Origin of the sequence: Luteimonas padinae, from assembly GCF_014652935.1 — a bacterium.
GTDB lineage: Bacteria > Pseudomonadota > Gammaproteobacteria > Xanthomonadales > Xanthomonadaceae > Luteimonas > Luteimonas padinae.
The window spans coordinates 106,419-127,971 of the sequence record NZ_BMZT01000006.1; the positions used below are offsets into that span (position 1 = coordinate 106,419).

19 protein-coding genes and 1 pseudogene are annotated in these 21,553 nt (G+C 70.1%); 4 read left to right on the forward strand and 16 right to left on the reverse strand.

The window, feature by feature from the left end; translation table 11 throughout:
- Positions 1–226 precede the first annotated feature (226 nt).
- On the reverse strand, positions 227–1,996 hold the full coding sequence (locus IE168_RS08435; protein WP_189497173.1) for a phosphoenolpyruvate carboxykinase (GTP): 1,770 nt from the start codon (positions 1,994–1,996) through the stop codon (positions 227–229).
- Positions 1,997–2,104: 108 nt separating this feature from the next.
- Positions 2,105–2,710 carry a TetR/AcrR family transcriptional regulator gene (locus IE168_RS08440; protein ID WP_386659749.1) on the reverse strand — a complete coding sequence of 202 codons (606 nt, stop codon included), beginning with the start codon at positions 2,708–2,710 and terminating at the stop codon, positions 2,105–2,107.
- Between the two features lie 152 nt (positions 2,711–2,862).
- On the opposite strand from IE168_RS08440, the gene IE168_RS08445 reads away from it, so the two are divergent.
- The 3 genes from IE168_RS08445 to IE168_RS08455 are packed head-to-tail and all read left to right on the forward strand — an operon-like array spanning position 2,863 to position 6,248.
- A complete protein-coding gene (locus tag IE168_RS08445) occupies positions 2,863–5,337 on the forward strand; it encodes an acyl-CoA dehydrogenase (protein WP_189497178.1) in 2,475 nt (824 codons plus the stop codon).
- 57 nt (positions 5,338–5,394) lie between these two features.
- Complete coding sequence (locus tag IE168_RS08450) at positions 5,395–5,871, forward strand: hotdog fold domain-containing protein (protein ID WP_189497180.1); 477 nt, start codon at positions 5,395–5,397, stop codon at positions 5,869–5,871.
- Positions 5,868–6,248: a hypothetical protein gene (locus IE168_RS08455; RefSeq protein ID WP_189497182.1), complete on the forward strand. Its 381-nt coding sequence runs from the start codon at positions 5,868–5,870 to the stop codon at positions 6,246–6,248. Before IE168_RS08450 ends, IE168_RS08455 begins: the two co-directional genes overlap by 4 nt.
- A gap of 63 nt (positions 6,249–6,311) precedes the next feature.
- Here IE168_RS08455 and IE168_RS08460 read toward each other — a convergent pair whose 3' ends face one another.
- The 3 genes from IE168_RS08460 to IE168_RS08470 form a co-directional block, all read right to left on the reverse strand.
- Entirely contained in the window at positions 6,312–7,679 is a 1,368-nt protein-coding gene (locus IE168_RS08460; protein ID WP_386659808.1) for an NTP/NDP exchange transporter, read from the reverse strand.
- 106 nt (positions 7,680–7,785) lie between these two features.
- Positions 7,786–9,669 (reverse strand): M48 family metallopeptidase, encoded by a 1,884-nt coding sequence (locus IE168_RS08465; protein WP_189497186.1) that lies wholly within the window; start codon positions 9,667–9,669, stop codon positions 7,786–7,788.
- A gap of 6 nt (positions 9,670–9,675) precedes the next feature.
- A complete protein-coding gene (locus tag IE168_RS08470; RefSeq protein ID WP_189497188.1) occupies positions 9,676–10,278 on the reverse strand; it encodes a LemA family protein in 603 nt (200 codons plus the stop codon).
- 83 nt (positions 10,279–10,361) lie between these two features.
- On the opposite strand from IE168_RS08470, the gene IE168_RS08475 reads away from it, so the two are divergent.
- The gene (locus IE168_RS08475; RefSeq protein WP_189497190.1) at positions 10,362–11,780 is read left to right on the forward strand and encodes a serine hydrolase domain-containing protein; all 1,419 of its coding nucleotides are present in this window, start codon (positions 10,362–10,364) and stop codon (positions 11,778–11,780) included.
- Between the two features lie 109 nt (positions 11,781–11,889).
- On the opposite strand, the gene IE168_RS08480 is transcribed toward IE168_RS08475, so the two are convergent.
- The 11 genes and pseudogenes from IE168_RS08480 to IE168_RS08530 form a co-directional block, all read right to left on the reverse strand.
- A complete protein-coding gene (locus tag IE168_RS08480) occupies positions 11,890–12,396 on the reverse strand; it encodes a hypothetical protein (protein ID WP_189497192.1) in 507 nt (168 codons plus the stop codon).
- Between the two features lie 462 nt (positions 12,397–12,858).
- The gene (locus IE168_RS08485; RefSeq protein ID WP_189497195.1) at positions 12,859–13,167 is read right to left on the reverse strand and encodes a hypothetical protein; all 309 of its coding nucleotides are present in this window, start codon (positions 13,165–13,167) and stop codon (positions 12,859–12,861) included.
- Positions 13,168–13,195: 28 nt separating this feature from the next.
- A complete protein-coding gene (gene gcvH, locus IE168_RS08490) occupies positions 13,196–13,588 on the reverse strand; it encodes a glycine cleavage system protein GcvH (protein ID WP_189497197.1) in 393 nt (130 codons plus the stop codon).
- A 69-nt stretch (positions 13,589–13,657) separates the two neighbouring features.
- Positions 13,658–14,758 (reverse strand): glycine cleavage system aminomethyltransferase GcvT, encoded by a 1,101-nt coding sequence (gene gcvT, locus IE168_RS08495; protein ID WP_189497199.1) that lies wholly within the window; start codon positions 14,756–14,758, stop codon positions 13,658–13,660.
- Positions 14,759–14,965: 207 nt separating this feature from the next.
- Complete coding sequence (locus IE168_RS08500) at positions 14,966–15,406, reverse strand: NfeD family protein (RefSeq protein WP_189497201.1); 441 nt, start codon at positions 15,404–15,406, stop codon at positions 14,966–14,968.
- 4 nt (positions 15,407–15,410) lie between these two features.
- Positions 15,411–16,373: an SPFH domain-containing protein gene (locus IE168_RS08505; protein WP_189497203.1), complete on the reverse strand. Its 963-nt coding sequence runs from the start codon at positions 16,371–16,373 to the stop codon at positions 15,411–15,413.
- Positions 16,374–16,456: 83 nt separating this feature from the next.
- Positions 16,457–17,440 (reverse strand): DUF6607 family protein, encoded by a 984-nt coding sequence (locus IE168_RS08510; RefSeq protein ID WP_189497205.1) that lies wholly within the window; start codon positions 17,438–17,440, stop codon positions 16,457–16,459.
- Positions 17,437–17,883: a hypothetical protein gene (locus tag IE168_RS08515; protein WP_189497207.1), complete on the reverse strand. Its 447-nt coding sequence runs from the start codon at positions 17,881–17,883 to the stop codon at positions 17,437–17,439. The genes IE168_RS08510 and IE168_RS08515 overlap by 4 nt, the downstream gene beginning before the upstream one ends.
- A 2-nt stretch (positions 17,884–17,885) precedes the next feature.
- Positions 17,886–20,186 (reverse strand): annotated as a pseudogene (locus IE168_RS08520) (TonB-dependent hemoglobin/transferrin/lactoferrin family receptor).
- A 103-nt stretch (positions 20,187–20,289) separates the two neighbouring features.
- The gene (locus tag IE168_RS08525; protein ID WP_189497210.1) at positions 20,290–20,496 is read right to left on the reverse strand and encodes a hemin uptake protein HemP; all 207 of its coding nucleotides are present in this window, start codon (positions 20,494–20,496) and stop codon (positions 20,290–20,292) included.
- Between the two features lie 68 nt (positions 20,497–20,564).
- Positions 20,565–21,533: an aldo/keto reductase gene (locus tag IE168_RS08530; RefSeq protein ID WP_189497212.1), complete on the reverse strand. Its 969-nt coding sequence runs from the start codon at positions 21,531–21,533 to the stop codon at positions 20,565–20,567.
- Positions 21,534–21,553 lie beyond the last annotated feature (20 nt).

The window sequence follows — 21,553 nt, forward strand, 5'->3', positions numbered from 1 at the left end:
GCACTGCAACTGCGACAGGACCACGGCCCCGAAAGGGGCCGTGGTTTTTTTGGTTCTTCTCCCAAGTGAGGGATCGCGCGCTGCGCTGGTCCTTGGCGCGTGCCGGCGGGAGGGTTGGTCGTGCTGCGGCGCGATGCCCCCGCCTGTGTTCCCCTCAGTTGGGAGAAGAACCCAAAAAAAACGGCCCCGCATGGGGCCGTTTTTCTTCCGTAAGGATCCGCCCTGGTCAGCGCGGCGGCAGGATTTCCTCCGGGACCCGCCCGAGTGATTCGAAGAACCCGGCCAGTTCGCGCCACTCCTCCGCATAGCCCGCCTCGTCGACCTCGAGCAGCGCCTCGATGGCCCCCGGATCGAGCCCGAGCCCCGACAGGTCCAGGTCGCTGGCCGTGGGCACCCGCCCGATCAAGGTGTCCCGCGCCCCCGCCGTGCCTTCGAGCCGACCGATGATCCATTCCAGCACACGCAGGTTCTCGCCGAAGCCAGGCCACAGGAAGCGTCCGTCGGCGTCCTTGCGGAACCAGTTGACGTGGAAGATCTTCGGCAGCTGAGCGCTCGGCCGGTCGAAGGACAGCCAGTGCGTGAAGTAATCGCCGAAGTGGTAGCCGCAAAACGGCTTCATCGCCATCGGATCACGGCGCACCACGCCCACTTGCCCGGTCGCGGCCGCGGTCGTTTCGGAGGCCATCGATGCGCCCACGTGCACGCCGTGCGCCCAGTCGCGCGCTTCGAACACCAGCGGCACCAGGGACGCGCGGCGGCCGCCGAACACGATCGCGCTGATCGGCACGCCCTGCGGATCCTCGGCATGCGACGAGAAGGTCGGGCACTGCTTCGCGCTCACGGTGAAGCGCGAGTTCGGGTGCGCGGCCGGGCCGCGGGCCGGGTCGAAGTCGCGCCCTTGCCAGTCCTTCGTCGGCACGCGCTTGTCCAGGCCTTCCCACCAGGGCTGGCCGTCGTCGGTGGTGGCGACGTTGGTGAAGATGGTGTCGCGTCCGATGGTGTGCAGCGCGTTGGGGTTGGACTTCTCCGAGGTGCCCGGAGCGACGCCGAAGAATCCGGCCTCGGGGTTGATCGCCCACAGCCGGCCGTCCTCGCCCGGATGCATCCAGCAGATGTCGTCGCCGACCGTCCACACCTTCCAGCCCTGCTCGCGGTAGGACTCCGGCGGGATCAGCATGGCCAGGTTGGTCTTGCCGCAGGCGCTCGGGAAGGCCGCGGCGACGTAGTGCACCTCGCCCTGCGGGTTCTCGATGCCGACGATAAGCATGTGTTCGGCCAGCCAGCCCTCCTGGCGCGCCTGGTGCGAGGCGATGCGCAGGGCGTGGCACTTCTTGCCCAGCAGCGCGTTGCCGCCGTAGCCGGAGCCGTAGGACTTGATCACCAGCTCTTCGGGGAAATGCATGATGAAGCGGCGGTCCGGGTCGAGCTCGCCGGTGGAGTGCAGGCCGCGCACCAGCGGCTTGCCCTCGGCGCCCTCGCGCTCGATCCGCGCCAGCGCCGCCGCGCCCATGCGGGTCATCAGGCGCATGTTGGCGACGACGTAGGGCGAGTCGGTGATCTCGACGCCGCAGCGCGCCAGCGGCGAGTCGATCGGGCCCATGCAGTAGGGCACGACGTACAGGGTGCGCCCTTCCATGCAGCCCTCGAACAGGGCGTCGATCTTCGCGTGCGCCTCGGCCGGGGCCATCCAGTGGTTGTTCGGGCCGGCGTCCTCGCGCTTCTCGTGGCAGACGAAGGTCAGGTGCTCGACGCGGGCGACGTCGTCGGGGTGCGAGCGATGCAGCACGCAGCCGGGATGGGTGTCCTGGTTGAGCGGCAGCAGGGTGCCGTCGGCCATCATGGCCTCCTGCAGGGTGTCCGCCTCGGCGTCGCTGCCGTCGCACCAGACCACGCGGTCGGGGCGGGTCAGCGCGGCGACCTCGTCCACCCACTGCTGCAGGGACGCAAGCCGGGTGCCGGGCGTCGCATTTGCGCCCTGCTGGGGAACTGCATTCATGTCTCGCGCCTCCGGAGTGCGCTGTTTTCAGGCTGGACCCGCAATTCTAGCCAGCGGGTCCCCTGCCGCCGTGCTGCATCGCGTCATCCAGCGGCGCGGGAATGCCGTTCAGCGCGGGACCAGGGTGTCCATCAGGTGTTCGACGTACTCGTCGAACTCCTCCTGCGGCATGCGCGCCTGGTGCAGCTGCAGGTTGAGCTGCAGGAAGCCGACGTAGGCGGCATAGGTCAGGCGGGCGCGGTGGCGGGCGTCGGTGCGCCCGAGCCCGGCCTGGCGGAACGAGGCCGTGAGGTAGTCGAGCCGGCGCTGCGAGACGCGGCCGATCACGGGCAGGACCGCCGGGTGGTCGGGCGCCTTCAGCAGCGCGCTGTAGACCACGTGCGACTTGAACTCGCGCGCGACCATCTGGAACAGCGAGCGCAGGCGCTCGGCGGGATCGGCCACCGTCTCCAGCTTGCCGAACAGCTCCTGCTCCTCGAACGCCTCCCAGCGCTCCAGCGCCGCCTGCAGCAGCGCGTCGCGCGAGGGAAAGTGCCAGTAGAAGCTGCCCTTGGTCACCCCGAGCCGCCGTGCCAGCGGTTCCACCGCGAGCGCGGCGACACCCTGTTCGGCGATGAGGTCGAGCGCGGCCTCGGCCCAGTCCCCGGCGCTGAGCCGGCTGCGTTCGCCCTTGGCGGCGGTGGTCTTCATGCAGGCGAGTGTATCCATACGCATGGGTGCGGGACAGCCTTGGTGCCCGCGTTGACAGGCCGCGGGCCGCGTGTCCATACTGCTCCGTATGGGCCAGTCCGGCGGACCCGTGCCGCAAGGCGGGTACACACTGGCCTCCACCAGCCAAGCGGGCGCAATGCCCGCGGAGACATGCCATGAGTATCGTCGTCCCCTTCCTCGTCCTGCTGCTGGTCGGCGCCTTCGCCGCCTACCACCGCATGCGCCTCGCCACCTGGGCCGCGATCACCGCCGCGGCGCTGGCCGCCTGCTGGCTGCTGGGCGCGAACCGCGCGGCCACCATCACCGCGATCGTGCTCGCGGCGCTGGTCGCCGTGCCGCTGCTGCTGCCCTTCCTCCGCAAGCCGCTCATCACCGCGCCGCTGCTGACCTTCTACCGGAAGATCCTGCCGCCGCTGTCGCAGACCGAGCGCATCGCACTGGAGGCCGGCTCGGTCGGCTTCGAGGGCGAGCTGTTCTCGGGCGCGCCGGACTGGAACGTGCTGATGTCGCAGCCGAAGCCGGAGCTGACCGCCGAGGAGCAGGCCTTCCTGGACGGCCCGGTCGAGCAGCTGTGCCGCATGACCGACGACTGGGACATCACCCACGTCCGCGCCGACCTGCCGCCGGAGCTGTGGCAGTTCATGAAGGACAATCGCTTCTTCGGGATGATCATCCCCAAGGAATACGGCGGACTTGGCTTCAGCGCGCTGGCGCACCACAAGGTGATCCAGAAGCTGGCATCGATCTCCAGCGTGGTCAGCTCGACGGTCGGCGTGCCGAACTCGCTGGGCCCCGGCGAACTGCTGATGCACTACGGCACGAAGGCGCAGAAGGACCATTACCTGCCGCGCCTCGCCAACGGCACCGACGTGCCCTGCTTCGCGCTCACCGGCCCCTTCGCCGGCTCCGACGCGACCTCCATCCCCGACTTCGGCATCGTCTGCAAGGGCGAGTGGGAAGGCGCCCAGGTGCTGGGCGTGAAGCTCACCTTCGACAAGCGCTACATCACTCTCGCCCCGGTGGCCTCGCTGATCGGCCTGGCCTTCCGCATGTACGACCCCGACGGCCTGCTGGGCGACGTCCGCGACATCGGCATCACCCTTGCGCTGGTGCCGCGCGGTGTGGAGGGCATGGACGTGGGCCGCCGCCACTTCCCGCTCAACTCGCCGTTCCAGAACGGCCCGGTGCGCGGGCACGAGGTGTTCGTGCCGCTGAGCCGGATCATCGGCGAGGAGAACGGCTTCGGCGAGGGCTGGCGCATGCTCAGCGAGTGCCTGTCGATCGGCCGCTCGATCACCCTGCCCTCCACCGCCAGCGGCGGCGCGAAGATGGGCGCGGTCACCACCGGCGCGTATGCGCGCATCCGCAAGCAGTTCGGCCTGTCGGTCGGCCGCTTCGAGGGCGTGGAGGAAGCGCTGGCGCGCATGGGCGGCAAGGCCTATGCGATCAGCGCGCTGTCGCAGGCCACCGCGGCCGCGGTTGACCGCGGCGACGTGCCGGCGGTGCCGTCGGCGATCGCCAAGTACCACTGCACCGAGATGGGCCGCGAGGTCGCCAAGGACGTCATGGACGTGATCGGCGGCAAGGGCATCATCCTCGGGCCGCGCAACTTCGCCGGGCGCGCCTGGCAGGCCTCGCCGATCGCGATCACGGTCGAGGGCGCCAACATCATGACCCGCAGCCTGCTGATCTTCGGCCAGGGCGCGATCCTCTGCCATCCCTGGGTGATGAAGGAGATGAAGGCCGCGCAGGACCCGGACGAGCGCGCCGGCGTAGACGCGTTCGACCGCGCGCTGTTCGGCCACATCGGCTACGCGATCTCCAACGCCGTGCGTTCGGTATGGTTCGCGATCACCGGTTCGCGCTTCGGTGCCGCCCCCGGCGACGACTACACGAAGCGCTACTTCCGCCGCCTCAACCGCCACTCCGCCAACCTGGCGTTGATGGCCGACGTGTCGATGCTGATGCTCGGCGGCAAGCTGAAGTTCAAGGAGTCGCTGTCGGGCCGCCTGGGCGACGTGCTGAGCCATCTGTACATGGCCAGCGCGATGCTCAAGCGCTATCACGACGAAGGCGCCCCGGCCGCGGACCAGCCGCTGCTGGCCTGGGCCTACCACGACAGCATCCACAGGATCGAAACCGCGCTCTCCGCGGCGCTGCGCAACTTCCCGATCCGTCCGGTGGGCTGGCTGATGTGGGCGTTGATCTTCCCGCTGGGCCGCCGCGCGGTGGCCCCGGGCGACCGCCTGGGCCACCGCGTCGCCGCGCTGCTGATGTCGCCCAACGAGGCGCGCGACCGCCTGGCGCGCGGCGTGTTCACCACGCCCGGCGCGAACAACCCCGCCGGCCGCATCAACAGCTATCTCGCCGCCGCGGTGGCCGCCGAGCCGGTCGAGCGCAAGTTCCTCAAGGCGCTGAAGAACAAGGGCATCGAGGCGCTCGATTTCGCCAGCCAGCTCGACGAGGGCGTGCGCGAGGGCTGGATCACCGCCGAGGAGCGGACCCAGCTGGAGGAGCTGCGCGCGATGACGCTCGACACCATCTCCGTCGACGACTTCGACGCCCACGAGCTGCGCGCGGCGACGTACTACGAGCGCTACCGCCCCGACGGAACCCGCGAGGCGGCCTGATCCGGAACACACCCCGAGGGCGCCCGACCGGCGCCCTCGTCATGTCAGGAGAACGCCATGGCCGCATCCATCCTCGACATCCACCGCCGCGCCACCCGCTGGCCCTGCGGCGGCTGGCTGTTCTCGAAGCTGGTCTGCCTGAAGGCGCCCTACTTCGCCAGCATCTCGCCGCGGATCGAGCGCCTGGAACCCGGGCGTTGTGAGGCGAGCCTGCGCCACCGCCGCCGCGTCACCAACCACATCGGCAGCGTGCACGCGATCGCGCTGTGCAACCTCGCCGAGCTTGCCGGCGGGCTCGCGACCGACGCCAGCCTCCCGCCGTCCATGCGCTGGATCCCGAAGGGCATGGAGGTTGAGTACCTGAAGAAGGCCATGGGCACGATGCGCGCGGTGGCCATTCCGGAGGCGGCGGTCGTGGAGGCCGCCGAAGGCTACGCGCTGCCGGTCGCGGTGACGGTCACCGACCCCGCGGGCGAAGCCGTGTTCCGCGCACGCATCTCGATGTGGGTTTCGCCCAAGCGCGCCCGGCCATGAGCACGCAGGCGCTGCTCCTGCTGTGCGCCATCCACAGCCTCGGCTTCGCCCTGTTCCACCTGGCGTTCTGGACCCTGTTCAAATGGCCGCGGACGCTGGCCGCCACCACGTTGCCCAACCGCGCGATCGTGCAGATCGCGAACGTGCAGCTGGTCTGGGTGTTCCTCCTGGTCGCCGTGCTGTGCCTGCTGTATCCACGCGAGCTGGCCGGCACGCCGCTGGGCCGCGCCTTCCTGCTCGGCATGTCGGGGTTCTGGGCATTGCGCCTGGCCACCCAGTTCGCGTGGCTGCGCGTCCACCATCCGGTGGTGCATGCGCTCAGCCTCGCCTTCGCGCTCGGTGCGATCGTGTTCGCGCTCGCGGCATCTGCCGCATAGGGCTGCCCGCGCACGGCGTTGCGGAACCACGGTGCCGCTGCGCCGAAGCCCGCCTTCAGCGACTCACGTCGGCCTGGGGGGCGCATGCGCAGGCTCCGTACGCGGGTCGTGCGGGAGCGTGCGCTCGGCGCGCACCACGCGCCATGCGCCGAACGCCATGCCCAGGGCGATGCCCAGCCCGGCCAGGAACACCATGCTCGACCCCAGCGTGGCAAGCGCCTTGTGCACCCAGACGAAGGTGAGGTCGCCGCCGCGGTACACGGCGGTGTCGATCACGGCCTTGGCCTTGTAGCGCTCCTCGCGGTCGACGCGCGTGTACAGCGTCTCGCGCGCGGGCTTGGCCAGGGAGAACTCGCTGGCGCGGGTCACGATCTGCACGATCGCCACCAGCATCGGCAGCGGCGAGGCCGACAGGGCCGCGAAACCCAGCATGATCGCGAACGCCGGCAGCAGCAGCAGCGGCGCGATGCCGTAGCGCTGCAGCAGGAAGCGCGTGAGCAGCAGCTGGATGGCGATGGTGAGGCCGTTGATCGCCCAGTCGAGCATGGAATAGAAGGCCGCCCGCTCCTCGGCGGTGGCAAAGGCGGCGCGTACGATCCGCGCCTGCTCGTTGTACAGCAGGGTGCCCACGCCGACGCCGAAGAACATCAGCAGCGCCAGCGCGCGCAGCAGCGGCCGCTGCCACACCAGGCGCAGGCCGGCCAGCATCGAGCCGCCCATGGCCCGGCCGTCGGCGCCACCTCCCTGGCTGCGCTCGCGCGCCAGCGCCCAGGGCCGCAGCTTCATGATGCAGAGCAGGCAGATGCCGAGGAAGCCGGCCGACACCAGCAGCAGGTTGGCCACGCCCACCGGCTCGACCAGGAAACGGGTGATCGCCGGGCCGACCAGGGCGCCGACCGTGCCGGCGGCGCCGATGTAGCCATAGAGCTGCTTGGCGTTCGCGTTGTCGAACACGTCGGCCATGAAGCTCCAGAACACGGTCACCGCGAACAGGTTGAACACCGCCACCCAGACGAAGAACGCCGCGCCGCGGCCGGGGATCGCGCTGTCGAAGGCCCACCAGAAGCCGAACAGGCAGGCGATGAAGGCCAGGTACACCGCCGGCAGGAACACCCGCCGCGGGAAGCGCGACACCAGCGCGCCGTACAGCGGCTGCAGCACGACCATGGCGATGAAGGTGGCGGTAAAAAGCAGCTGCAGGGTGAACTCGCCGAGCTCGACGCCGAAGCGCTCGCCCAGCGCGATCAGGCCGCGCGGGAACACCGCGGCGGCATCCGACGACGCGCCCATGGCGTCGCGCACGGGGCGCAGCACGTAGTAGCCGCAGAGCAGGCTGAAGAAATACAGCATCGCCCACCACAGCGGCGGCGCCGCGGACAACGCGGCCCGGAAGCGCCCCAGGCGCCGGTGGGCGCCCGCCTGCTCGCTGATCATCAAACCGATGCCTTCCGGTTGCCGCCCATCGCTGGCGGCACGTTATCCGATCGAAGGCCGCCGCCGCCACCTCGCCGTCGGGAACACAGCGTGGCCCGGGCGCTCAGGCAGCTTCCAGCCCCGGCGGCAGCGGGCAGTGCAGCACGCCGCAGATGGTGCGCAGCAGTTCGGATTCCGCCACCGAGATGCGGCCGTCATGGCTGGCGGCGGCAGTGACCGCCTCGACCATCAGCTGCTTGGCCAGCGGCTCGAGCGCGTCGAGCGCCGGCCAGACCTCGTCGAGCGCGAGTACGCCATTGGCCGGCGGCGCGTAGGGCAGGTGGTCGCGTGGCAGCACCCGCTGCAGGCCGGCGAGGTAGGCGCGCTGCGCGGCCGCGGGATCGCCTGGATTGCCGGCGTGGGCTACGACCGCGAGCAGGGTCGCGAACTCCCCGCGCACGTTGCCGGGCTTGCGCCGGCCGAAGCGCGCGTGGCGCGCCGGGTCGAGCGATTCGCGCAGCTGCACCTCGAGCAGGCGCCCCAGGCAGTACTCGAACAGCGACACCCGGCCGTCGCAGTGGACGATCGCGTGCACGGTGTCGAGCAGCGTCTCCAGCTCGGGGCGCGGTCGGCGGCGCAGCACGGGGAAGGCGAGCGCAGCCAGAGGCAGGCGCTGCATCGGGTGCAGCAGCTGCAGGTCGCCGCCGTGCAGGGCCAGCGCCTCGCGGGCGACCTCGTCGCCCATGCGCGCGGTGATCTCGGGCAGCTGCCGCCCGCGCAGTGCCGCCTCGTCGTCGAGCAGCAGGCCGAGCACCATCGGCACCACCGCCTCGCGCGACTGCGCCAGGGCGCGCAGCGCGGGCGGCATGGCGTGCACGATCGCATCGGCCCGTCGATAGTCGTCGGCCTCGGGGCTGCCGACCTGGGCGGCCACCATGGGCGGGGTGACGTCGAGCCGCGCGTCGCGGGGAGGCAGCGGCGCGGACTGCGCGTCCAGGCCCATCATCCGGTCTTCCTGCAGGCCCGAGGGCGGGGTCAGCGCCCATTGCCCGCGCAGCCGCTCCAGCTGTTCGCTGCGGAAGCCCGGTTCCAGCGCCTGGATGCGCTCGAGGATCGGCGGATGGGTGGCGAACAGGCCGCTGAAGCCGACGCCATCGCCGAACAGCATGTGGCTGGCCTCTTCGGCATCCGCGCGATCGCTCAGGCGCGAGCCATCGGAGAGTCCCGCGATCTTCTTGAGCGCGCCCGCAAGGCCCGTGGTCTGCCGGGTGAACTGCACCGCCGAGGCGTCGGCCAGGCGCTCGCGCGAACGGCTGACGCTGGCCTTGATCATGCGACCGAAGAACATGCCGATGCTGCCCACCACCAGCGCCACCAGCGCGGCCACCATCACCGCGGCGGCGTTGCGGTCGCGGCTGCCGCCCAGATACAGCACCTTGCGCCCGATCAGGCTGATCATGAGGATGCCGAACAGCACCCCCATCAGGCGGATGTTGAGGCGCATGTCGCCGTTGGCGACGTGGCTGAACTCGTGTGCGATGACGCCCTGCAGCTCGTCGCGATTGAGGCGGTCGAGCGCGCCGCGGGTCACCGCGATGGCGGCGTCGCTGGGCGAGTAGCCGGCGGCGAAGGCGTTGATCGCCGACTCGCCTTCCATCACGTAGAGGCTTGGGACCGGCACGCCCGAGGCGATCGAGATCTCCTCGACCACGTTGCGCAGCCGGCGCAGCGAGGCGTCGCTGGTGTCGTGCGGCACCGGCGTGCCGCCGAACTGCAGCGCGACGGCATCACCGCCGCCGCGCAGCGACGCCAGGCGGTACAGCGAACCGAGTCCGATCACCGCCAGCGTGGCCAGGGTGGTGAAGGCCAGCAGCGGCCAGTTCGTGCCCGCCACCAGCAGCACCGCCAGGTCGATCGCCAGCACCATGCCGGCCACCGCCAGCGCGAACAGCACCACGAGGCGGGTGCTGCTGCGGCGCGCCCTGGCCTGCTGCTCGAAGAAGTCCATCGAGCGTCAGAACTGGACCTTGGGCGCCTCGCGGACCTCGGCCTTGTCGGCCGGGATCTCCAGCAGCGCCGCGGCGTCGAAGTTGAACATGCCAGCGAGGATGTTGGACGGGAACACCTCGCGCTTGTTGTTGTAGGCCATCACCGAATCGTTGAAGGCCTGGCGGGCGAAGGCGACGCGATTCTCCGTGGAGGTCAGCTCCTCGGTGAGCTGCATCATGTTCTGGTTGGCCTTGAGGTCCGGATAGGCCTCGGCCACCGCCAGCAGCCGTCCGAGCGCGCCGTTGAGCATGCCCTGCGACTGCGCCAGCTCGGCCATCGCCGCCGGATCGCCGGGGCTGGCCTTGGCCGCGGCCAGGCCGGACACGGCGGCGCCGCGGGCGGCGATCACCGCCTCCAGCGTCTCGCGCTCGTGCTTCAGGTAGCCCTTGGCGGTCTCCACCAGGTTCGGGATCAGATCGAAGCGGCGCTGCAGCTGCACATCGATCTGGGCGAAGGCGTTCTTGAAGGCGTTGCGGGCGGTGACGAGGCCGTTGTAGATGCCGACACCCCATCCGATCGCGACCACGATCACACCCACAAACACGAGCAGGATCAGCAAGCTGGACATCAAAGCTCCCCTTGTTCATGCAATTGCGGAAGCAGGGGCATATGATCACCCCGCAGTCGCAGCATACGCAGGGGATACGCCCGATGAAAGACGCAGCGCGCACGCCTCGCCGCCTCCTCCTGGGTGCCGGCCTGTTCGCATGCCTGACACCGATGGCGGTGGGCACGGCGGCCCAGTCGGACCTCCGCTGGGAGCCGTCCTCCGGCGCGCAGGCCCCGCCGGCAGCCACCGCCGCCGTGGCAACCGGCCCCTCGCCGCTCCTGGCACCCGGCACGAAGCCGATGCCCCTGGCCGATGGCTTCGACGTGGCGCGCTTCGAAGCGATGGCGCAGGCGGTGGTCGCCAACCAGCGCGTGCCCGGCCTGGCGATGGCCATCGTGCACAAGGGCGAGGTGCTGAGCGCACGCGGCTACGGCATCACCGACGTCAGCAACGCCGAGCCGGTCGACGCGCACACCGTCTTCCGCCTGGCGTCGCTGTCCAAGCCGTTCGCCGGCACGATCACCGGGCTGCTGGTGGCCGAAGGCTCGCTGCGCTGGGACAGCCACGTGGCCGACTTCATGCCGGCGCTGCAGCTGGCCCGTCCGGACGCCGCCGCCAGGCTGACCGTCGCCGACGTGCTCAGCCACCGCGTGGGCCTGGGCCGCAACACCTACGACCGCGACATCGAGCGCAACGCCGACTACCGCAGCCTCGTGCAGCGGCTGGCGAACGCGCCCATGACCTGCGATGTCGGCGACTGCTACAGCTACCAGAACGTGGCCTTCAGCCTGGTGGGCGACGTGGTGTCGGCGGCGTCAGGGCAGTTCTTCAGCGAGGCGGTGACCGGACGCATCTTCAAGCCCCTGGGCATGGACGACGCGAGCTACGGCCTTGAAGGCATCCAGGCCAGCCCGCGCTGGGCGAAGCCGCACGTGCGTGCCGGCGGCGGCTGGCGCTCGCTGATGCCCAAGCCCACCTACTACCGCGTCGCGCCGGCCGCCGGCGTCAACGCCAGCATCAGCGACATGGCGCAGTGGCTGATCGCACAGTCCGGACGCCGGCCCGACGTGCTGCCGGCGCCGCTGCTGGCGACGCTGCATCAGCCGCTGGTCTCCACCCCCGGCGAGATGCGCAGCTCCGGCTGGCGCCGCCAGCGGCTGGGCGATGCCGGCTACGCGCTCGGCTGGCGCGTCTATGACTATTCCGGACACCGCGTGGTGTTCCACGCCGGTGCCGTCCAGGGCTACCGCGGCCTGATGGCGATGATGCCGGAGCGCGACCTCGGCGTCGTGGTGCTGTGGAACGGCGAAAGCAGCCTGCCCACCGGCCTGCTGCCGACCATCCTCGACAGCGCCATCGGACTGGCTCCGCAGCACTGGCTCGACGTCGATTTCGATGACGTCGAGGACCTCATGCTCGCCAACGCGGCCGAAGACGCCAGTCCGGTGCATGGCGCCGGAGCGGCCGCGGCCGGCAGCGGCAGCGGCGGCAGCGCGGCGTCCACCGCCAGGCCGGAGTAGTTCCCGCCCGGGCACACGCCCGGATCGACACGTCCCCGCCTCCAACGAAAAACCCCTCCCCCCGCCTGGGCTGCGGGAGAGGGGCCTGATTGACGGCTGTCGGGGTTGCTTACATCAGCGGCGCGGGCGCGGCCGGAATGGAGACGACCGGAGCCTTGGCCTTGCGGGGCGCGCGCTTCTTCGCCGCCTTCTTGGCGGTCTTCCTGGCGGCCTTCTTCGCAGGTGCCTTCTTCGCCGCCTTCTTGGCGGTCTTCTTGGCGGCCTTCTTGGCGGGGCTCTTCCTGACGGCCTTCTTCGCGGCCTTCTTGGCCGTCTTCTTCACGGCCTTCTTCGCGGTCTTCTTGACGGCCTTCTTGGCGGTCTTCTTCACCGCCTTCTTCGCCGTCTTCTTCACGGCCTTCTTGGCCGTCTTGCGGGTGGTCTTCTTCGCCGCCTTCTTGGCGGTCTTCCTGGTGGCGGCCTTCTTCGCCGTCTTCCTCACGGCCTTCTTGGCGACCTTCTTCTTCGCAACCTTCTTGGCGACCTTGCGCGGCGCTGCCTTGCGCGCGGCCTTCTTGGCGGTCTTCTTCACCGCCTTCTTGGCGACCTTCTTCTTCGCGACTTTCTTCGTGGCCATGGGATGGCTCTCCTCGTCAGTGGGACTTGCAGGTACTACTGCCCAGTACGAAACACATCGCGGGTATCGGACCCGCGATCAACCGACGACGCGCTGGGCGCGTCGCACCGGATCCTGTGCCCGGGCCATCCATGCCCGTCGTCATCCGGAAGCGCGAACGCTCCCGCCGTGCCGGTCCCTCGGCACTAAAAAACCCGCTGCGCATCGCGCCGCGGGTTGCTCGCATCCACTGGCCTGGAGTTTTCGCGGGGAAGACAACGCCTGAGTCCACCATGTCGACCATCCGGGCGGAGGACTGAGTTGTATCGCGCGTTGTTGTCCGGGTCGCACTCACTCGCTTCTGTGGCCACGTCTTGTTGGGCGAAACCTAATCACGGTTTTTTTTGCTGTCAACACCCTTCGTCGCGTGCTCGTCACGCCGCGTCGCGCGACGAGCGGCCGCGACGACGACTATCGCGCGCGTCAGCGCGCATCGATGCCGGACGATGCAACCCGCGCACAACAGAGTGCCGTTGCCAAATGGCTTGTTTTAAGTGCTTTGCGCTCAAACGCACCGCATGCGCGCGGCACGCGCCCGATCATCCACGGCACCACCCGTGCCGGTGCGCGTGACGACCCGAGTGTTGGAAACAGACGTGCGGAGAATGCGCGACGCGATGCTTCGCATGCGTGCCCGAAGCTCGATTTGCGCGAAAGTGCGCGAAGCTTCGCGACGGCTGCGGCGTCCGGAAACGCGAACGCCGGGCAGTGCCCGGCGTCCGTTTCGACCATGCCGCGCAGTGCGCGGCGAACGGTGCGATCAGCCTTCGTCTTCGACCAGCGCCGCATAGGCGTCGGGATCGAGCAGGTCGTTCGCCTGCTCCGGTTCGCTCGCCTCGATCACGAACAGCCAGCCTTCGCCGAACGCGTCCTCGTTGATCGTCTCCGGCTTGTCGGCCAGCGCGGAATTGACCGCGACGATCGTGCCCGACATCGGCGCGTAGATGTCGGAGGCGGCCTTGACCGACTCCACCACCGCGCAGGCGTTCCCCGCTTCGACGCTGTCGCCGACGCCGGGCAGGTCGACGTAGACCAGGTCGCCGAGCAGGCCCTGGGCATGGTCGGAGATGCCGACGGTGACCTTGCCGTCGCCTTCGACTCGGGCCCACTCGTGGGACTTCATGAACTTCAGGTCGCCAGGGATGTCACTCATGTCTGCTGCTCCGGGATCGCCGTGGTTGGGAGGTGGGGGACTAGTGTAGCCAAGCGCCGTGCCGGTGGATCAGATCCCCTCGCGCGGCTGGCCGTCGCGGACGAAGGGCCAGGCCACCACGCGCACCGGGACCTCGCGGCCGCGGATGTCGACGCGCACCTCGCCGGGCTCGCCGGCCGGGATCCGGGCCAGCGCGATCGACTTGCCGATCGTCGGCGCGAAGGTGCCCGACAGGATCTCGCCCTCGCCGCTGCCGGCAAGCACCTTCTGGCCGTGGCGCAGCACGCCCTTCTCGTCCATCACCAGGCCGACGACCTGGCGGGCATCGCCGCGCGCCTGCTGGGCTTCGAGCGCGGCGCGGCCGTTGAAGTCGCGGCCTTCGTCCAGCGAGACCGTCCAGCCGAGCCCGGCCTCGTACGGCGTCGCCGACTCGTCCATGTCCTGGCCGTACAGCGGCAGCCCCGCTTCCAGGCGCAGCGTGTCGCGCGCGCCCAGGCCCGCCGGCTTCACCCCCGCGGCCACCAGCGCGTCCCAGAACGCCACCGCGTGCTCTTCCGGCAGCGCGACCTCGAAGCCGTCCTCGCCGGTGTAGCCGGTGCGAGCGATGAACAGCGGGGCACCATCGCCCGAGCGCGCGTCGCGGCTGGCGAAGCGGCCGAGCTTTTCGATCGCGGCGCGGTCGTCCGCGTGCAGCAGGTCGATCACCTTGTCGCGCGCCTGCGGACCCTGCACGGCGATCATCGCCAGGTCGTCGCGCACGCGCACGTCGATGTCGAAGCCCTCGGCCTGGGCGTTGATCCACGCCAGATCCTTGTCGCGCGTGCCGGCATTCACCACCAGCCGCTGGAAGTCGTCGCCCAGGTGATAGACGATCAGGTCGTCGATCACCCCGCCCTGCCCGTCGAGCATGCAGGTGTACAGGGCCTTGCCCTGGACCTTGAGCTTGTCGATCGAATTGGCCAGCAGCCTGCGCAGGAACTCGCGCACGCGAGCGCCGTGCAGGTCCACCACGGTCATGTGCGAGACGTCGAACATCCCGGCGTCGCGGCGCACCGCGTGGTGCTCCTCGATCTGCGAGCCGTAGTTGATCGGCATGTCCCAGCCGCCGAAGTCGACCATCTTCGCGCCGAGCGCGCGGTGGGAATCGTTGAGGATCGTTTTGCGGGTCACGGCGGGCGGGCTCCTGTGGGCGGGCCCGCCATTATCGCCGACCGAAGCCCCCGCCTGCTTGCAGGAGCAGCTACAGCTGCGACCCCGGCACGCGACAAAGGACGGTCGCAGCTATAGCTGCTCCTACAGGCGGGCCGCAGGCGACAGCCGGACCGCAGGCCGGGGGCAGCCGGGACGCAGGCCGGGGCGACGCGACGGCTGTGGGCCTCAGTCGACCGCCTGGACCTCGAGCACCATGCCGTTCGCGGCGATGATCCGCACGCGCGTTCCGGCCTCCAGCTCCGGCCCGCTGACCAGCCAGTAGGCGTCGTCGATCTTCACCCGGCCCTGGCCTCCGCTGATCGCCCGGTCGAGCGCGACCACGCGCCCGACGTGCTGCTCGGCTCGCCGGTTGAGCAGCGGGCGGTCACTTGGCCGCTCGCGGCGGCGGCCCCACTTCAGGTAGGCGAGCACCGCCACCACGCTCAGCGCCACGAACAGCACCACCTGCGCCAGCACGCCGAGCCCCGGAAACAGCAGCACCAGCAGCCAGACCACCGCCGCGGCGATGCCCATCCACAGCAGGAAGGCACCCGGGATGAAGGTCTCGGCCGCGATCAGCACCAGTGCGATCGCCGCCCAGGCCGTGGTGTTCATCGTCCAGGCCATGGCCTCAGCCCCCCGATCGCGCGGGGTCGGTGCGCCTGCGGGTCTCGACCTGCTGCTTGCCCAGCGCCTCCTTCGCCAGCTCGGCGATGCCGGCGATCGAACCGATCACCCCGCTGGCCTCCATCGGCATCAGCACGAACTTCTGGTTGGGGCCCGTGGCCAGTTCCTTGAAAGCCTCAACGTACTTCTGCGCGATGAAGTAGTTGATCGCCTGCACGTCGCCGGCGGCGATCGCGTCGGACACCATCCGCGTGGCGTTGGCCTCGGCCTCGGCCAGGCGCTCGCGGGCCTCGGCCTCGCGGTAGGCGGCTTCCTTCTGGCCCTCGGCCTCGAGGATCGCGGCCTGCTTCTCGCCCTCGGCGCGCAGGATCTCCGACTGCCGCGTGCCCTCGGCCTCGAGGATCACCGCGCGACGGTCGCGCTCGGCCTTCATCTGCCGCGCCATGGAATCGACCAGGTCGCGCGGCGGCTGGATGTCTCGGATCTCGATGCGCGTGACCTTGATGCCCCACGGGTTGGTGGCCTGGTCGACGACGTTGAGCAGCTGGGCGTTGATGGTCTCGCGGTTGCTGAGCGATTCGTCGAGGTCCATCGAGCCGATCACGGTTCGGATGTTGGTCTGCACCAGCGCGATCGTGGCGACCTCGAGGTTGGCGACCTCGTACGCGGCCTTGGCAGCGTCCAGCACCTGGAAGAACACCACGCCGTCGACCTTGACCACCGCGTTGTCCTTGGTGATCACGTCCTGCGAAGGCACGTCGAGCACCTGCTCCATGACGTTGACCTTGCGGCCCACCGCCTGCACCACCGGGATCAGCAGGTGCAGCCCCGGCGAGAGGGTGTGGGTGTACTTGCCGAAACGCTCGACGGTCCACTCGAAGCCCTGCGGCACGATGCGGACCATCTTGAAGAAGAACACGATGAATGCGACCGCGAGCACCGCGGCGATGAAGGTCCCTCCGCCCATGTCATACCCCTCCCTGCCAGTGGTTTGGAGTATAGACGCGACCCGGGCGGCGACTGTGACCGCCCAGACCGGAATCGCAGGGCTCAGCGCGCGGTCGCGACCGTCTCCGCGGGCACGTCGTCCACCCACTCCGCGAACGCGGCGTCGATGTCGGCGTCGGGCACGGCCTTGCCCGCCTCGACTTCGGCCGCCTGGGTGAACAGCGGCATGATCAAGGCCATGCCGTCAATCTTCGTCTTCAGGTGCAGGCCACGGCCGTCCTCCAGGAAGGCGTCCCAGCGCGCGCGCACGCGCTCCCAGTAGCCGGCGGTCGCCTTCCAGTAGTCGTGCGCCGGGGTGAAGTCGACGTCGGTGTCCTTGCGGTAGTCGTTGAAGCCGTACTCGCGGGCGATGGTGCGCTCGGTGGAACCGTCCGCGGCGCGCACGGTCTTGGTGTTGTCCTGCTCGTGGGTCCAGCCGCCGGGCACGATGGTGTGGCGGTTCTCCACGTTCATCGCGTTGTAGTCCTCGCGCCTGGTGTATTCGCGGCGCGGGAGCGGGCGCCAGGTGCGGTCGGAGGTCCAGGTGGCGACGCCGTACTTGTGGTTCCACTTGCCGGTGCCGCAGTAGCGCGGCGCATCGCTGACCTCGTAGACGCACTGCGTCCAGGCGCCGCGGGTCTTCTCCGGCGGCAGCGGGCGCACGCGCCAGGTCTGGTCGGTGCTGAACTCGAAGCGCTGCGTGGCCTCGTACGTCCAGTCCTGGCGCCAATGCTTGGTGACGTGCCCGCTTTTCGGGTCGACCAGGATGTGCTGCAACACGATGCGCCGCGGCGTGCCGTCGGCTCGCGCGCTGTCCTCGACCAGGATCACGACTTCGCTGCCGCCGCTGCGCTGCGCCGGCGCGCGCTCGTAGCCCGGCGCAAGCAGCACGGTTTCGTCGAAGGCGAAGTCGACGTCGTATTCGCCGAGCATGGCCAGGATCGCCTTGCGATCGGCGGCCGGGTCGGCGCCGCGCGCCGCCTCCTGGGCGGACGCGGCGCCGGCCAGGCCCGCGAGGAGGATGAGGATGGTGGCTTGCGGTTTCATGCTTGCGCTCCGGGGATGGGCCTGAAAAGTGGAATGACGTTGTTCGCGGCACGCGCCGGCAGGCGATGCACCGTTGCGGGCCGCTGGCGCTGGTCGCGCAGACGGCGATCGCCCTTGCTCACAGAGATGGAGATGGCGTCGGCATCGAGGCGCTCGCCGATGCCTCCGGACCGCGGCGCAAGGGTGGCGGCCGGCAGCCGTGCCGACATCTCCTCCCAGGCCAGGAAGTCGGTGTCGGGCAGCAGGCACAGCCGCCAGCAGCAGCAGCGGCCGTCGCGGTCGAAGAACACCACCTGCTCGCGCAGCCCCTCGCTGTCCGGGCCGCTGCAGGTGCAGGCATGCACCGCCTGCGACCAGCCGGCCAGTTCACAGCCCTGCTGCGCGCGGTACAGGCACAGCACGGCATCCAGCGCGGACAGCCCCGATGGCAGCGGCAGGGCCATGGCTACCACTCCACCGAGAAGTTGACGGCGAAGTTGCGGCCCGCCGCGCTGTAGCGGTCGATCGTCGCGCTGCTTCCGGACACCAGCGGCAGCGCGCCGGCATTCCAGTACTTGCGGTCGGCGAGATTGAACACGCCGACGTCGAAGCGCGCGCCCGGCGCGAAGTTCCAGTGCGCGTACAGGTCGAGCACGGCGTGGCCCGGGCTTTCGAATTAGGTGCTGCCCTCCGGCGCCTCGGGCAGGCGGTCGCGCCTGCCGGCGAAACGGCCGGCGAGCTCGGCGCCCCAGCGTTCGCCACGCCAGGCCAGGCCGAGGCTGGCGGTCAGCGGATCGACGCCCTCCAGCGGCTGCCCGCTGGTCTCGTCCTCGCCGCGCGACCAGGCCACCGAAGCGCGCAGCGACCGGCCGTCCCAGGCCGGCGACAGCTGGCCGAAGTCCACCCCGGCCTTGAACTCCACGCCGTGGATCTCCGCCTCGGACACGTTGCGCGACTGGAACACCATCAGCCCCGCGTCGTTGAAGCCGACGAAGGCCATGGACTCGATGAAGTCGTCGTAGCGGTTGTAGTAGCCCGACAGGCTGGCGTAGACGGCGTCGCCGTTGTAGCGCAGGCCGGCCTCGAGGCCGTCGCTGGTCTCCGGCCTGAGGTCGGGGTTGGCGATCGCGGTGTAACCGAACATCACGTTGGTGAAACCGATGTTGACGTCGCTGTAGGGCGGTGCGCGGAAGCCGCGGGAATAGCCGCCGAACAGCGACCAGGGACCGCTGAAATGCCAGACCGCGCCCAGCTTCGGCGACACCTGGGTCTCGGTGAGGTCGCTGGCCACGAAGCCGGGGTTGTCCTCGGCGAAGATCGCGTCGATGTCCGGTTCGAGCTCGTAGCGGTCCACGCGCACCGCGGGGATCAGCCGGAAGCTGCCGTCGGCGAAGCTGATCTCGTCCTGCAGGTACAAGGCGGCGGTGGTGGTGCGGCTGCTTGGAAAGTCGCGCACCGGGAAGACGTCGGGCAGCATCACCGGCGTCTCGACCCCGGTGAGCGGGAAGATGCGCAGGCCGTCGCGCTTCTGCCGGGTGCGGGTGCGCGAGATGTCCAGGCCATAGGCCAGGTCGTGGCGCACGCTGCCGGTCTCGATGCCCTTGCGCAGGTTCAGCTGCAGGCCGTACACGCGCTGGTCAAAAGTGAACTCGCGCTCGCGGATGTCCGCGAGCGTCGGCGGGGCCAGGGTGCGCTCCTCGACCGTGTGCTGCGTGGTCTCGCTGTCCTGGCGGTAGACCTGCCAGTCGAGGCTGTCGGCGAAGCCGGCGCCCACGGCATCCATTTCGTGGCCGAAGGACAGCCGCGCACGGGTCTGGTGGTCACGCGCGAGCACCCGGTCGTTGTCGGCGCCGGTGAGCCCCTGCCGCCCGCGCGCGGTGTACATGTCGGTATCGGCGCTGTCCTCGTTGCCCTCGACGGTCAGCCGGAAGCGCTGTTCGGCATCGGGCGCGAACATCAGCTTGGCCAGCAGGCTGCGGCCATCGCGGTCCTGGGGATTGGGGCGCGTGCGCCGATGGGCCATGACCCCGTCGACGACGGTCTGCTCGACGTCGTCGTTGCTGCCCTTGTTGTCCGGCTCCTTGCCCTGGCGGTGGCCAACGGCCACCAGCCCCGACCAGCGGTCGCCGCCGAAAGCCGCGGTGGCACCGCCGGACAGGCCCTCCCAGTCGCTTTCGTAGCCCATGCGGATGCCGAAGTAGGCATCCTTGCCTTCCGCGAGGTAGTCCGACGGGTCCTTGGTGATGAACGACACCACGCCGCCCAGCGCATCCGAGCCGTACAGCGAACTGCCCGGCCCGCGCACCACTTCAGCGCGCTTGAGCGTGTCGAGGTCGACGAAGTTGCGGTTGGCATCCGAGAAGCTGCCGATCAGGAAGGCGTCCGACACCGCGATGCCGTCGGTCTGGATGCGCACGCGGTTGCCGCCCAGGCCGCGGATGCGGATGTCGCCGATGCCGTAGCGGCCGAAGCCGGTGCCGACGGTGATGCCGGGTTCGTAGCGGAAGAGGTCGGCGAGGTCGCGCACCAGCAGCTCGTCCATGCGCTCGCGGTCGATGACGTCGACGGTGTTGGGCACGTCGGCGACGACGCGCGCGGTGCGGGTGGCGGTCACGACCACGCGGTCGAACTCGACCGCGGCCTGCGCGGACGCGGCGGTGGCCGGGGTGGCGCCGGCGGGCGCGTCGGCGGCCGGGACGGAGGATTGCGCCTGCGCGAACGCGGGCAGCAGCAGGCCGAGGGCCAGGAAAAGCCGGATGGGTCGCATGGGAACTCGCTGGGGTGGCGCGGCGAGCTGGCGACCGGCGGGGCCGGGGGTGCTTGCAGCCGGAAATCCGGTGGTGGGTGCCGCGGCATCGCGGCGGCGCGGGCTACTTGGTGAGGATCAGCTTGTCGTTGCGCGTGTGCCGCAGGCGGTAGACCTCGTTGCCGTGGCGGATCAGCAGTTCGCGCTGGCCGTGCAGGAGGCGGGCGCTGTCCACCTCACTGGCCTGGGCGAAGGGCGCGGCGTGCGCCACCGGCGACGCCAGGTCGGCCGCGGTCTCGAAGCTGGACGGGTGGGCGTGGGAGGCAAGCATGGCGGGCACCTCATCAATAGGAGATGCCGATGCTAATGATTCTCATTTGCCTGTCAACAGGCAGGTGCTCAGGCCGCCGCAATCGCCTCCGCGCGGCTCCAGGCACCCTCGTCGAGCCGGCCCGCCAGTTCCAGCGCACCAAGGTTGGCGCGCAGCTGCTCCACCCGGCTGGCGCCGAGGATCACGCTGGACACGTGTGGATTGCGCAGGCACCAGGCGATCGCCAGCGCCGCGGGCTCCACGCCGAGCCCGGCGGCGAGGGCGGCGAAGCGCCGGGCGCGCTCCAGCAGCACCGCGCCTTCGTCGCCGGCGAGGCGTTCGCGCATCCAGGCCTCGCGCGCCGCCCGCGATCCGGCCGGAACGCCATCGCCGTACCGCCCCGCCAGTACGCCGGATGCCAGCGGCGACCACACGGTCAGGCCCAGGCCGAGTTCGGCGTACAGCGGCGCGTATTCGAGCTCCACGCGCCGGCGGTGCAGCAGGTTGTACTGCGGCTGCTCCATCGTCGGCGGCTGCAGGTGGTGGGCGCGCGCGACCGCATGCGCCTCGCGCACCAGCGCCGCCGGCCACTCCGAACTGCCCCAGTACATGACCTTGCCCTGGCGCACCAGCGCATCCATCGCGGCCACCGTCTCCACGATCGGGACCTCGGGATCCGGGCGATGGCAGAAGAACAGGTCCAGGTAGTCCACGCGCAGGCGCTTCAGCGCGGCGTGGCAGGCATCGTGCAGGTGCTTGCGCGACAGTCCGCGCTGCAGCGGCAGGGGCTCGGCCGCCGAACCGAACATCGCCTTGCTCGACACGGCGTAGCCGTCGCGCGGCAGGCGCAGGTCGGCGATCACGTCGCCGAGCATGCGTTCGGCCTCGCCGTGCGCGTAGTTCTCCGCGCTGTCGAAGAAGTTGACGCCATGATCCCAGGCGGCCGCCACGAGGTTGCGGGCCTCGGCGCGCGGGATGGCGCCGCCGAACGTGGTCCAGGTGCCGAACGAGAGCGCGGACAGCGCGAGGCCGGAGCTGCCAAGCCTGCGGTATTCCATCGTCGACGGCTCCATCGCGC

Bases quoted from the DNA above. Each gene is read 5' to 3' on its own strand.
- IE168_RS08525 (WP_189497210.1), bottom strand. From the start codon at position 20,496: ATGCTTGCCTCCCACGCCCACCCGTCCAGCTTCGAGACCGCGGCCGAC.
- IE168_RS08480 (WP_189497192.1), bottom strand. From the start codon at position 12,396: ATGGCCACGAAGAAAGTCGCGAAGAAGAAGGTCGCCAAGAAGGCGGTG.
- gcvH (WP_189497197.1), bottom strand. From the start codon at position 13,588: ATGAGTGACATCCCTGGCGACCTGAAGTTCATGAAGTCCCACGAGTGG.
- IE168_RS08465 (WP_189497186.1), bottom strand. From the start codon at position 9,669: ATGGACTTCTTCGAGCAGCAGGCCAGGGCGCGCCGCAGCAGCACCCGC.
- IE168_RS08435 (WP_189497173.1), bottom strand. From the start codon at position 1,996: ATGAATGCAGTTCCCCAGCAGGGCGCAAATGCGACGCCCGGCACCCGG.
- IE168_RS08500 (WP_189497201.1), bottom strand. From the start codon at position 15,406: ATGGCCTGGACGATGAACACCACGGCCTGGGCGGCGATCGCACTGGTG.
- IE168_RS08485 (WP_189497195.1), bottom strand. From the start codon at position 13,167: ATGGTCGAAACGGACGCCGGGCACTGCCCGGCGTTCGCGTTTCCGGAC.
- IE168_RS08530 (WP_189497212.1), bottom strand. From the start codon at position 21,533: ATGGAATACCGCAGGCTTGGCAGCTCCGGCCTCGCGCTGTCCGCGCTC.
- IE168_RS08455 (WP_189497182.1), top strand. From the start codon at position 5,868: ATGAGCACGCAGGCGCTGCTCCTGCTGTGCGCCATCCACAGCCTCGGC.
- IE168_RS08475 (WP_189497190.1), top strand. From the start codon at position 10,362: ATGAAAGACGCAGCGCGCACGCCTCGCCGCCTCCTCCTGGGTGCCGGC.
- IE168_RS08450 (WP_189497180.1), top strand. From the start codon at position 5,395: ATGGCCGCATCCATCCTCGACATCCACCGCCGCGCCACCCGCTGGCCC.
- IE168_RS08470 (WP_189497188.1), bottom strand. From the start codon at position 10,278: ATGTCCAGCTTGCTGATCCTGCTCGTGTTTGTGGGTGTGATCGTGGTC.
- IE168_RS08440 (WP_386659749.1), bottom strand. From the start codon at position 2,710: ATGCGTATGGATACACTCGCCTGCATGAAGACCACCGCCGCCAAGGGC.
- IE168_RS08445 (WP_189497178.1), top strand. From the start codon at position 2,863: ATGAGTATCGTCGTCCCCTTCCTCGTCCTGCTGCTGGTCGGCGCCTTC.
- IE168_RS08510 (WP_189497205.1), bottom strand. From the start codon at position 17,440: ATGAAACCGCAAGCCACCATCCTCATCCTCCTCGCGGGCCTGGCCGGC.
- IE168_RS08505 (WP_189497203.1), bottom strand. From the start codon at position 16,373: ATGGGCGGAGGGACCTTCATCGCCGCGGTGCTCGCGGTCGCATTCATC.
- IE168_RS08515 (WP_189497207.1), bottom strand. From the start codon at position 17,883: ATGGCCCTGCCGCTGCCATCGGGGCTGTCCGCGCTGGATGCCGTGCTG.